The organism is Allobosea sp. Root483D1, assembly GCF_001429505.1.
Classification (GTDB): Bacteria; Pseudomonadota; Alphaproteobacteria; order Rhizobiales; family Beijerinckiaceae; genus Allobosea.
Genome location: NZ_LMJW01000011.1, coordinates 99,771 through 111,066, shown reverse-complemented (window position 1 = coordinate 111,066; position 11,296 = coordinate 99,771). Strand labels below are relative to the sequence as shown.

9 protein-coding genes and 1 pseudogene are annotated in these 11,296 nt (G+C 65.8%); 8 read left to right on the top strand and 2 right to left on the bottom strand.

Annotation, left to right across the window (positions count from 1 at the left end):
* Positions 1-55: 55 nt before the first annotated feature.
* Positions 56-1,615 (bottom strand): ABC transporter substrate-binding protein, encoded by a 1,560-nt coding sequence (locus tag ASE66_RS10385; protein ID WP_057189550.1) that lies wholly within the window; start codon positions 1,613-1,615, stop codon positions 56-58.
* A 217-nt stretch (positions 1,616-1,832) separates the two neighbouring features.
* Here ASE66_RS10385 and ASE66_RS10380 point away from each other — a divergent pair, with 217 nt between their 5' ends.
* On the top strand, positions 1,833-2,636 hold the full coding sequence (locus tag ASE66_RS10380) for an IclR family transcriptional regulator (RefSeq protein WP_057189549.1): 804 nt from the start codon (positions 1,833-1,835) through the stop codon (positions 2,634-2,636).
* A 1-nt stretch (position 2,637) separates the two neighbouring features.
* On the opposite strand, the gene ASE66_RS10375 is transcribed toward ASE66_RS10380, so the two are convergent.
* A complete protein-coding gene (locus tag ASE66_RS10375; RefSeq protein ID WP_057189548.1) occupies positions 2,638-3,069 on the bottom strand; it encodes an Lrp/AsnC family transcriptional regulator in 432 nt (143 codons plus the stop codon).
* 189 nt (positions 3,070-3,258) lie between these two features.
* On the opposite strand from ASE66_RS10375, the pseudogene ASE66_RS33955 reads away from it, so the two are divergent.
* The 7 genes and pseudogenes from ASE66_RS33955 to ASE66_RS10345 all read left to right on the top strand — a co-directional run.
* Positions 3,259-3,456: pseudogene (locus ASE66_RS33955) on the top strand (saccharopine dehydrogenase NADP-binding domain-containing protein); the annotation flags it as partial.
* A gap of 3 nt (positions 3,457-3,459) precedes the next feature.
* On the top strand, positions 3,460-4,317 hold the full coding sequence (locus ASE66_RS10370) for a saccharopine dehydrogenase family protein (protein WP_413814260.1): 858 nt from the start codon (positions 3,460-3,462) through the stop codon (positions 4,315-4,317).
* 144 nt (positions 4,318-4,461) lie between these two features.
* Positions 4,462-5,949 carry a M81 family metallopeptidase gene (locus ASE66_RS10365; protein ID WP_057189546.1) on the top strand — a complete coding sequence of 496 codons (1,488 nt, stop codon included), beginning with the start codon at positions 4,462-4,464 and terminating at the stop codon, positions 5,947-5,949.
* A gap of 94 nt (positions 5,950-6,043) precedes the next feature.
* Positions 6,044-7,672, top strand: coding sequence for an amidohydrolase (locus ASE66_RS10360; protein WP_057189545.1), 1,629 nt, complete (start codon positions 6,044-6,046; stop codon positions 7,670-7,672).
* Positions 7,673-7,808: 136 nt separating this feature from the next.
* A complete protein-coding gene (locus ASE66_RS10355; protein ID WP_057189887.1) occupies positions 7,809-9,398 on the top strand; it encodes an ABC transporter substrate-binding protein in 1,590 nt (529 codons plus the stop codon).
* Between the two features lie 106 nt (positions 9,399-9,504).
* Positions 9,505-10,440 carry an ABC transporter permease gene (locus ASE66_RS10350; RefSeq protein WP_057189544.1) on the top strand — a complete coding sequence of 312 codons (936 nt, stop codon included), beginning with the start codon at positions 9,505-9,507 and terminating at the stop codon, positions 10,438-10,440.
* A gap of 8 nt (positions 10,441-10,448) precedes the next feature.
* Positions 10,449-11,270, top strand: coding sequence for an ABC transporter permease (locus ASE66_RS10345; RefSeq protein ID WP_057189543.1), 822 nt, complete (start codon positions 10,449-10,451; stop codon positions 11,268-11,270).
* Positions 11,271-11,296: the final 26 nt, after the last annotated feature.

Here is an 11,296-nt window from a genome sequence, read left to right as displayed (position 1 = left end):
CTTGCAGGAGATGCTCGGGTCAGGCCCGAGCATGACGTGATCCTGTCGGATCACGTCACTCCTTCCAGGCATCCCGGAAGCCGTCGTCGACGCCGATGCCGGTGGTGACGAGGTTCTTGACGTTGCAGCGGTAGATGGTCGGGAAGTCCATCTCCAGCAGCCACAGCACCGGCAGTTCGTCGGCCAGGAGCTTCTGCACTTTCGTGTAAAGCTCCTGTCGCGCACTGTCCGTCGGCGCGATCGCTGCCTCGGCGAAGAGCTTGTCGACCTCGGGATTGGAGTAGCCGCCGACATTGGCGAAGGGATTGCCCTTGGCGATGTTGCTGGTGATGTAGCTGCGCGCCACGCCCATGGCGGGGTCGCCGAGCTGGTAGAGGAAGTTGAAGTTGAGGTCGAAGTCCCAGTTGCTGGCCTTCTGGGTCCAGCCCGGCACGTCGGTGTTCTCGACCTGCACCTTGACCCCGACATCCTCGAGATTCTGCTTGATCGCCTCGGTCCAGCGGGTCCAGGTCTCGCCATAGGGCAGGTTGAGCAGGCGGATCGTCTCGCCCTTGTAGCCGGATGCCTTGATCAGCTCCTTCGCCTTGGCCGGATCGAAGGCGTATTTCGGCACGTCCGCCGAATAGAACTTGGTCTTCGACGAGATCGGGCCGGTCGGCAGCTTGCCGAGCCCGCCCCAGACCACCTCGCGGCCGAATTCGCGGTCGATCGCGTACATCAGCCCCTGGCGGAACTGCTTGTTGCCGAGGACGCCGTTGCGGACGTTCGGCGTCAGCCAGGCATGGGGGGCGAACATCTCCCAGCCCTTGGTGGTCATGCAGGTGTTGGGCAGCTTGGAGAGGCGCGCCACGTCGTAGACGTCGACCGAGCCGCCGGTCAGAACGTCGATCTTGCCGGTCTCGTAGGCGACGGCGCGCGCCGCCGCATCCGGGATGATCTGCCAGTAGATCTCGTCGAGGTTCGGCTTGCCCTTCAGCCAGTAGTTCTCGTTCTTGACGAGGTGGATGTAGGAGCCCTTCTTCCACTCCTTCAGCTTGAACGGACCGGTGCCGATCGGCGTGTTGTTGGCCGGGTTGGCGCGATAATCGGTGCCGTCATAGATGTGCTTGGGGATCATCGGCGCTGAGGCGACCTCCTGCGTCATGATCATCGGACCGAAGGGCTGCTTCAGCGTGATCTTCACCGTGAGGTCGTCGACCTTCTCGATCTTCTCGACCTGGGCATTGACGATCGGGCGCCAGCGCGGATGGACCTCGCGCAGGAACTTGTCGAGCGTGAAGACGACGTCGTCGGCCGTGAACGGCTTGCCGTCATGCCAGGTCACGCCCTCCTGCAGCTTGAAGGTGTAGACCTTGGCGTCCGGCGAGATCTCCCAGCTCTTGGCGAGCGAGGGCTGCGGCTCGAGCTTCTCGTTATAGCGCAGCAGGGATTCGTAGATGTTGCCGGCGACCATGTTGGTCGGGCCGTTCTGGTTGAGCCCCTGCATCAGCATTGGGGGCTCGGGTTGCACGACGACGTGAACCGTGCCGCCCTTCTTCGGTTCCTGCGCCTGCGCCACGCCGAGCGCCAGGACGGAGGCGGCGAGCGCCAGGCCAAATCTCAATCCGGTCATCATCGTTCTCCGTTCCCAGCGCCGAGATCCGCAGCACGCAGCGGTCCAGGCGTCCCCGTTTTTCGTTCACCGGCCAGCTCAGGCGGATCGCACCCGATCGGGCGCCCGTTGGCAAGCTCCGCCGCCATGAAAGCGAGAGACAAATTCCGTGTCAAGGATTGACATGTCGTGTTATTAGGCGACACGCTTAGCAAACGAACATGGCCTACCCACACTTGCGATGAACCAGAATGACCTGGACAGGACTGCGCAACTGCCGCCGGGCGTGCCGATCGTCCGCGCGGTCGATCGCGCTATAGCCCTGCTCAAGGCCTTCCGCCCGGAGCACCCTCGCCTCGGCCTGAGCGAGCTGGCGCGGCAAGTCGGCCTCGACAAGGGCACGACGCGGCGCCTCCTGCTGACCCTCCAGCTCAACGAACTCGTCGAATATGACGAACGCTCGCAGAGCTATGCGCTGGCCGTCGGGCTGATCGAACTCGGCGGCGCCGTCACGACCGGTCGCGAACTCCGCGACATCGCCGGCCCGTATCTGACCGCGATCGCCGAGAAGACCGGCGCGACCGCCTTCCTCTGGGTTCATATCGCCGGGCGCGGCTTCTGCGTCGATCGCGTCCGCGCCTCGCTGCCGCATGTCGATGCGACCTGGTTCGCGGTCGGGGCACAGGCGCCGCTGAACTGCGGCGGCGGGCCGCGCGTGCTGCTCGCTTTTCTCGACGACGATCGGCGCCGGCTGGCGCTGTCACTTGAACTGCCCAAGCGGGCCCCCGCGAGCCAGACCGACCCCGAACTGCTCTGGCGCGAGGCCGACCGCATTCGGGCGCAGGGCTGGGAGCTTGCAGCCGACGATTTCTTCATCGGCCTGACCGGCGTCGGCGTGCCGATCTTCGACCGTTCGGGCGCGCTCGCAGGGGCGCTCAGCATCTCCTCGCTGACCTCGATCGTCGCGCCGGAAGGGCATCCGGTGCATCTCGACGCGCTGCGCGATGCTGCGGCGCGGATCGGGGCAAGAGTGCTGCCGGCCTGAGCTAGCGCTCGATCCGCGTCGAGAGGATGATCGAGGACATGGTGCGCTCGACGCCTTCGAGCGCGCCGATCCGGTCGATGAGCCCGTCGAGCTCGCCGATCGAGGGCGCGACCACCACGGCGATCATGTCGAACTGGCCGCTGACCGAATGCAGCGTCCTGATTTCGGGAATCCGGCGCAATTCCGTCTCGACCCGGGCCGCGAGCTTCGGCAAGGCGGTGATCAGCACATGCGCCTTGACCTGGCCCTTCTCGTAATCCTCCGAGAGCCGCGCGGTGTAGCCGGCGATGACGCCGCGGCGCTCGAGCCGCTCGATCCGGCTCTGCACGGTGGTGCGCGACAGGCCGAGCTTGCGGCCGAGCTCCGCCACCGGAGCGCGGGCATTCTCGGTGAGCAGGGTCAGGAGCTGACGATCGGTCGGGTCTATCGGCATAATGCCGAAAGCTTACGGCGTTTCGCTGAGAAAACCCATATGAATCGTCGCGTCGCCGGCTTCTAACCGACGAGACCTTGAGTGACTCTGTCTTTCAGAAACAGATTCATCGGGGGAACCATGAAAAACGTGGTCGTCATCGGCGCCGGCAAGATCGGCGCAACCATCGCCGACCTGCTCGGCGCAACCGGGGATTACCGCGTGGTGATCGCCGACCACGCCAACGAACAGCTCGCCGCGATCAGGACCAGCCCGACGATCTCGACCCGCAGGGTCGACATCACCGACGACGCCGAGCTCGCCCAGGTCCTGAACGGCGCCTTCGCCGTGCTCTCGGCCGCCCCCTACGACCTGACGACGCGGATCGCCGAAGCCGCCGCGGCGCAGGGCGTGCATTACCTCGACCTGACCGAGGACGTCGCCTCGACGCGGCGGGTCAAGGAACTGGCGCTGACCGCCAAGGCGGCGCTGATCCCGCAATGCGGGCTGGCGCCCGGCTTCATCTCGATCGTCGCGGCCGACCTCGCCCGCGATTTCGACCAGCTGGATAGCCTGAAGCTTCGTGTCGGCGCGCTGCCGCAATATCCGTCCAACGCACTGAACTACAACCTGACCTGGAGCACGGACGGGGTCATCAACGAGTACTGCGAGCCCTGCGAAGCCGTCGTCAACGGCGAGCGCGTGCTGGTGCCGGCGATGGAAGAGCGCGAGGAGTTCTCGCTCGACGGCATCACCTACGAGGCCTTCAACACCTCGGGCGGACTCGGCACGCTTTGCGACACGCTCGCCGGCAAGGTCCGCACCCTGAACTACCGCACCATCCGCTATCCCGGCCATTGCGCGATCATGAAGGCGCTGCTGCAGGATCTGCGCCTGGCCGATCGCCGCGACGTGCTGAAGGACATCTTCGAGAACGCCCTGCCGAGCACGCTGCAGGACGTGGTCGTGATCTTCGTCACCGCCAGCGGCCGGTTGAACGGGCGGCTGACCCAGCAGACCTATGCCAACAAGGTCTACAGCGCCGTGGTCGGCGGCGTGATGCGCAGCGCCATCCAGATCACCACGGCGTCGGGCATCTGCGCGGTGCTCGACCTGCTCGCCCAGGGCAAGCTGCCGCAGAAGGGCTTCGTCAAGCAGGAGGATATCGGCTTCGACGCCTTCCTCGCCAACCGCTTCGGCCGAGCCTATGCCCGTCCCGAGGATCTCGGCCACGCGCCTGGCGAGAGCCACGCCGCCCGCGCTGCCTGACCCGCGCCAAGCATAATCCTCCCCCGCCCGCAAGCGGGCGAACGCAAGGGGTGCATGAGCGGGTGCGGGCTGGCAGTGGCCCGCTACCGCGCTAGAACAAGAAAAATGGTTCCATAGGGAACTGTTCGGGGAAACGATCGAACGATGGCCAGACGCGTCCTGATCGCGGAATTCATGCACGAGACGAACACGTTCAGTGTTCAGCTCACCGATGAGGCGGTGTTCCGCCATCACGGCGTCTTCCGCGACAATGAGGTGCCGGCGGCCTTCCAGGGCACGCGGACCTCGATGGGCGCCGCCTTCGAGGCAGCCGGGAAATTCGGCTGGAGTCTTGTCCACCCGCTGGTCACCGGAGCCAATCCCTCGGGCCGCGTCACTGACGCGGCCTTCGACGTCTTTGCCGGGATGATCCTTGCCGCCTGCGAACGGCTCGATGGCGTGCTGTTGCATCTGCACGGCGCGATGGCGACGGGGAGCTCGGATGACGGCGAGGGCGAGCTGCTGAAGCGCATCCGCGCCAAGGTCGGCCCCGATGTTCCCGTCGTCGCGATCCTCGACCTGCACGCGACATTGACCCAATTGATGGCCGACAATGCCAATGCGCTGATCTCCTACCGGACCTATCCGCATATCGACCAGTACGAGCGGACCTGGCAGGGCGCCGAATTGCTGGAGCGGGCGATGAAAGGCGAGATCAAGCCGCGTGTCGCGGTTGCGCGCCGGCCCATCCTCTACGCGCTCGATGGCGGGCGCACGACCTCGCCGCCGTTCCTGGAGCTGCTGCGCCGTGGCGACGCGCTGGAGGCGGCGGGCGATGCGCTGGTCGTCAGCGTCCAGGCTGGCTTCTCCTCGGCCGATGTCCACGATATCGGCCCCTCCATCGCCGTCACCCATGACGACCGCGGCAAGGCGCAAGCCATCGCCGAGGAGCTGATGGACTATGCCTGGGAGCAGCGGCACTTCTCCTCGATCCACTTCACCCCGCTGAAGGAGGCGATGGCCAGGGCCAAGGCCGGCGAAGGCACGCTTGGCCCCGAGGCCGGCGGCAAGCCGCTGGTGATCTCGGATTATTCCGACAACCCCGGCTCCGGAGCCTATGGCGACGCGACCAACCTGCTGCGCGCCGTGCTCGATGCCGGCCTCAGGAATGTCGGCTTTCATGCCATCCGCGATCCGGAAGCTGCGCTCGCGGCGCAGGCGGCCGGCGTCGGCAACCGCGTCAAGCTCAAGCTCGGCGGCAAGGTCGATCCCAACACCGGCGGTGGCCCGCTCGATCTCGATGCCCATGTCGTCGCGCTGACCGATGGACATTTCATCTGCTACGGCCCGATGGCCGGCGGCGTCTGGCGCAATTACGGGCTCTCGGCGCTGCTGCGGGTCGACGATGTCGAGATCATCGTCATCACCCATAACGGCCAGGCGACCGACCTTGCCCAGTTCACCTCGCTCGGCGTCGATCCGACGCGGAAGTCGACTGTCATCGTCAAGTCGATGCAGCATTTCCGCGCCGCCTTCGAGCCGATCGCGCGCGAGGTGATCGAGGTCGACACCGGCGCGCTCTCGACGAAGAACTTCAAGGAGCGCCCCTACAAGAAGGTGCGCCGCCCGATCTTCCCGCTCGACGATATCTGAGCGAGGCTGACGCAGACCAGACGACCGGCCGCCAAGCGCCGGCGGCGACAAGACGAAAGAGGATGACCATGGTTGGGACGACGGAGCTGAAGGTATGAGCGTCAAGGCCGATATCGTGCTGCGCGGCGGGCCGATCTGGTGCGGCCGCGAGGAGGGCGTTGTCGAAGCGCTGGCGCTCTGGGGCGACAAGGTGCTCGCCGCCGGCAAGGAGGCCGAGCTCGCCGAACTGGTCGGGCCATCGACCAAGGTCATCGACCTCGCCGGCCGGCTGGCGACGCCGGGGCTGAACGATTCCCACCTGCATCTGATCTCGGTCGGCCTGACCATGGACTGGGTCGATGCCCGGCCTGCCGCAGCACCGACGCTGGAGGCGTTGCTAGGCCAGATCGCGGCCCGCGCCGCGAAGTCGAAGCCCGGCGAGTGGGTGCTGGCGCGCGGCTACGACCAGACCAAGCTCGACACCGGCCGACACCCGTTCCGCGAGGAGCTCGACCGCGCCTCCCCGAACAATCCGGTGATGCTGGTCCGCACCTGCGGCCACATCTCGATCTGCAATTCGCAGGCGCTGGCGCTTGGCGGCATCGACGAGTACTCGCCGACCCCGCCGGGCGGGCTGATCGAGCAGCAGAACGGCCGGCTCACCGGCATGCTGGCGGAGAACGCCCGCGCCCCGGTGAAGGCCGCGATTCCGGCGCCGAGCGAGGAGCAGCTGATTGCCGCGATCGAGCGCGGCGGGCAGTATCTGCTCTCGCTCGGGATCACCAGCTGCATGGATGCCGCGGTCGGGATGGTCACCGGCTTCAATGAGATCGCGGCCTACCACAAGGCCAAGCGCGACGGCCGTTTGCCGGTGCGCACCTGGCTCGCTTTGCTCGGCGACGAGGGCCGCTCGATCGTGCCGCAGTGTCATGATGCAGGGCTGATCTCCGGCACCGGCGACGAGATGCTGATGATCGGCGCGGTCAAGATCTTCCTCGACGGCTCGGCTGGCGGCCGCACCGCCTGGATGAGCAAGTCCTATCTCGGCGAGGACAAGACCACCGGCGTCCAGATGCTCTCGAACGAGGATCTGGAACGGCAGGTGCTCGACGCCCATGCCAAGGGCTACCAGCTCGCCTGCCACGCCATCGGCGACGCCGCGATCGAGCAGTTGATCACCGCTTATGAAAAGGCGCTCGCCGCCCATCCCGATCCCGACCGGCGCCACCGCATCGAGCATTGCGGCTTCTCGACGCCGCAGCAGCACGAGCGGATGGTCAAGGCCGGGATCTATCCCTGCCCGCAGCAGGTCTTCATCCATGATTTCGGCGACGCCTACGTCAAGGTGCTCGGCGAGGAGCGGGCGCTGCCGAGCTATCCATTCCGGACCTGGTTCGACCTTGGCCTGAAGCCGGCGACCGGCAGCGACGCGCCGGTCTGCGATCCCGATCCCTTCCCGAACTTCCACACCATGCTGACGCGCCAGACCTGGCGCGGCACGGTGATGGACGCGGCCCAGCGCGTCTCGATCGAGGAGGCGCTGCAGGCCTACACTGAATACGGCGCCTTCTCGCAGAAGCAGGAAGCGGTGAAGGGCAAGCTCAAGCCCGGCTTCCTCGCCGATGTCGCCGTATTCTCGCAGGACCTGCTCTCGGCTTCTCCCGAGACGATTCTCAAGGATACGCGTTGCGACATCACCATTCGCGGCGGCAAGGTCGTCTACGCGCGTCCGGGCACCGCGTGAACGACGCGCTGCACAATGGAAACAAGAAGACAGGGCGTGAAAGCCCGCTAAGGTCTCAGATGGAACGAATACCGGCGCCGGCCAACGGCGCCGATCTCACAAGAGTTCACCAACAAAATTGGGAGGTTTCGACGTGTTGAAAAAGCTTGCCTTCACGACCGCGCTGACATTCGCGGCGTTTACCCTGCAGACGCAGGCCCAGGAGCCGCGCCGCGGCGGCACCATCCGCTTCACCGCGCCGTACGGCGCGTCCTTCGTCAGCAATGACAGCCATGTCTCGAACCAGATCCAGGACGAGATCTACGGCTATGCGCTGCACGGCATGCTCTACAAATGGGATGCCAAGAACGGCAAGCCGGTGCTCGACATCGCCGAGAGCGTCCAGGTCTCGGCCGACGGCAAGACCTATACCTACAAGCTTCGCGACAACGCGCTCTTCCACAACGGCCGCAAGCTGACCGCCGACGACGTCATCTGGTCCTATACCCGCATCATGGACGGCGCGAAGAACTATCCCGGCGCGCGCTATGTCGCCCGCATCGCCGGCGCGACCGAGGTCCAGAAGGGCCAGGCCAAGGAGATCTCCGGCCTGAAGAAGATCGACGATTCCAGCTTCTCGATGACGCTGACCGACAAGGCCGATCCCGGCTACTTCCTGTTCCAGGCGCAGACCGCGATCCTGCCGGCCAAGGAAGCGCAGGCTGCCGGCTTCTTCGACAAGCCGATCGGCCTCGGGCCGTTCAAGTTCGTCGAGCACGTTCCGGGCTCGCGCATGGCCTTCGAGCGCTGGGAGAAATACTATCTCACCGGCAAGCCCTATGCCGACAAGCTCGTGATCTCGCCGATGGGCGAGGCGGCTGCGCGCGACGTCGCCTTCCGCAACAAGGAGGTCGACGTCTCGATCCTGGGTTCGACCCAGTACGTCGCCTACAAGGCCGACCCGAACCTGTCGAAGGGCATTCTGGAGGTCGCCGAGGTCTTTACCCGCAATATGGGCATGAACCCGACCTTCAAGCCCTTCTCCGACAAGCGCGTGCGCCAGGCGATCAACTACGCCATCGACAGCGAGCTGATCATCAAGCGTCTCGTCCGTGACAAGGCCTACCGCGCCGCGAGCTGGCTGCCGTTGTCTTCGCCGGCCTTCGACAAGGACGCCAAGCCCTACGCCTTCGATCCGGAAAAGGCCAAGAAGCTTCTGGTCGAGGCCGGCTACCCCGATGGCTTCGAGTTCGAATGGACCGCGACGCCGAACGAGAGCTGGGGCGTTCCGATCGTCGAGGCGACGATCCCGATGCTCGCCAAGGTCGGCATCAAGGTGAAGGTCAAGCCGGTCGAGACCTCGGCGCTCGGCGGTGTCGTCGTGGGTGGCGACTTCCAGGCCTATATCTGGTCGAACACCTCCGGGCCGGACACGCTGACGGCACTGAAGTGCTTCCACTCCGCGACGCCGCGCTCGTCCTGCAACTACACCACCTTCAAGAACGCAGGCTATGACAAGCTGATCGACGACGCCTCGAACGAGGCCGATGCCGCCAAGCAGCTCGACCTCCTGAAGAAAGCCAACGCCCTGCTGCAGGACGAGGCGCCGGTCTGGTTCTTCAACTACAACAAGGCGGTGCTGGCCTATCAGCCCTGGCTGCACGGGCTCCAGCCGAACTCGACCGAGCTCGCGCTGCAGCGCTATGAGGAGCTCTGGGTCGACACCACCTCGCCGGCCGCGAAGTAAAACCGTCCTGAGCTCCCGCCGCCGCGCCCCCGCGCGACGGCGGGAGCTTGTCCGCCTTCCGCTCGTCGGCGACGACCCGCGTTAGCGGCGGTCAGGAGCCTTGTTCATGTTGCCTTATGTCTTTCGCCGCCTCCTGCAGGCCATCCCGATCCTGCTCGCGGTCGCCGCGCTGATCTTCGTGATGTTCAGCGTCATCCCCGGCAGTTTCGCCACCAGCCAGATGGCCGATGGGCGCACCAATGTCGACGCCGCGACCATTGCCCGCATGAACGAGCAGTTCGGCCTCAACGATCCGCTGCCGCTGCGCTTCGCGAAATATGTCGGGGGCCTGGCAACCTTCGATCTCGGCGATTCCTTCCGCACCCGCCAGCCGGTGACCAAACTGATCGGCGAGCGGCTCTGGCCTAGCCTGCAGCTCGCGCTCGCGGCCATGCTCTTCGCCATCGTCATCGGCGTGCCGCTCGGTTTCCTGGCGGCATTGAAGCCGGGGGGGTGGCTCGACATGCTCTCGATGGTCTTCGCCGTGTCCGGCCTGTCGCTACCGATGTTCTGGCTCGGCCTGCTCCTGATGTATGCCTTCGCGCTGACGCTGAACTGGTTCCCCAGTTTTGGCTATGGCGATGGCGATCCGCGCTACATCGTGCTGCCGGCGATCGCGCTCGGCGTCTCGCCATTAGCCCTCCTGGCCCGCACCTCCCGCGCCGCCGTGCTCGAGATCCTGCACGCCGACTTCGTCCGGACCGCCCGCGCGAAGGGCGCCAGCGCCTACCGGGTGATGCGCTGGCACGTCGCCCGCAACGCGCTGGTCATCGTCCTGACCACGCTCGGCCTGCAGTTCGGCTCGGTCCTCGGCCAGGCCGTCGTGGTCGAGAAGCTCTTCGCCTGGCCCGGGCTCGGCTCGCTCCTGGTCGACAGCGTCACCTGGCGCGACATCCCGGCGGTACAGGGCTGCATCCTGACGATCGTGCTCTTCTTCCTCGTCGTGAACATCGCCGTCGACGTCCTCTGCGCCGTCGTCGATCCGCGCATCAAGTACAGCTAGGTCGCCCCATGAAGTTCCGTGCCAACCTCTGGATCGGCGCCGCCTGCTTCGCGCTCGTCGTGACCGGCGGGGTCTTCGCGCCCTGGCTCGCCCATACCGACCCGGTCATGGACGCCAATCTGATGAACGCCGAAGTTCCGCCCGGCTCCGAATTCTGGTTCGGCACCGATGCGCAGGGTCGCGACATTTACAGCCGCGTGCTCCACGGCGCGCGCATCTCGCTGACGGTCGGCATCGTCTCGCAATTGATCAACACGCTGATCGGCGTCGCGCTCGGCCTCTCCGCCGCCTATTGGGGCGGCTGGTGGGACGATTTCGTCAACGGCCTCACCAACATGATGCTCGCCATCCCGTCGCTGATCTTCGCGCTGGCGATCATGGCCATCCTGCAACCGGGCCTGACCAGCCTCTTGATCGCGCTCGGCCTGACCAACTGGTCCTTCACCTGCCGGCTGACGCGGGCGGCGACGCTCTCGGTCAAGCAGCTCGGCTATGTCGAGGCGGCGAGATCGCTGGGCTATGGCACCTTCCGGATCATGTTCACGCAGATCCTGCCGAACATCGCCGGTCCGATCATCGTGATCGGCACGCTCGGCATGGGCGGCGCCGTGCTCGCCGAAGCCTCGCTCTCCTTCCTCGGCCTCGGCATCCGCCCGCCCTTCCCGAGCTGGGGCTCGATGCTGTCGGATGCACGCGACCAGATCTCGACCGCGCCGTGGATCTCGATTTTCCCGGGCCTTGCCATCTTCCTGACGGTGCTCGGCCTCAACCTGCTCGGCGACGGGCTGCGCGACATCCTCGATCCACATTCTCAGACCCGCAAGGCCTGAACCTCCCTTCCGACGAAAGCCTATCC

What these genes read in the sequence shown, in the direction of transcription:
- ASE66_RS10380 (WP_057189549.1), top strand. Translation starts at nt 1,833, where the DNA reads ATGAACCAGAATGACCTGGACAGGACTGCGCAACTGCCGCCGGGCGTG.
- ASE66_RS10345 (WP_057189543.1), top strand. Translation starts at nt 10,449, where the DNA reads ATGAAGTTCCGTGCCAACCTCTGGATCGGCGCCGCCTGCTTCGCGCTC.
- ASE66_RS10350 (WP_057189544.1), top strand. Translation starts at nt 9,505, where the DNA reads ATGTTGCCTTATGTCTTTCGCCGCCTCCTGCAGGCCATCCCGATCCTG.
- ASE66_RS10385 (WP_057189550.1), bottom strand. Translation starts at nt 1,615, where the DNA reads ATGATGACCGGATTGAGATTTGGCCTGGCGCTCGCCGCCTCCGTCCTG.
- ASE66_RS10375 (WP_057189548.1), bottom strand. Translation starts at nt 3,069, where the DNA reads ATGCCGATAGACCCGACCGATCGTCAGCTCCTGACCCTGCTCACCGAG.
- ASE66_RS10360 (WP_057189545.1), top strand. Translation starts at nt 6,044, where the DNA reads ATGAGCGTCAAGGCCGATATCGTGCTGCGCGGCGGGCCGATCTGGTGC.
- ASE66_RS10365 (WP_057189546.1), top strand. Translation starts at nt 4,462, where the DNA reads ATGGCCAGACGCGTCCTGATCGCGGAATTCATGCACGAGACGAACACG.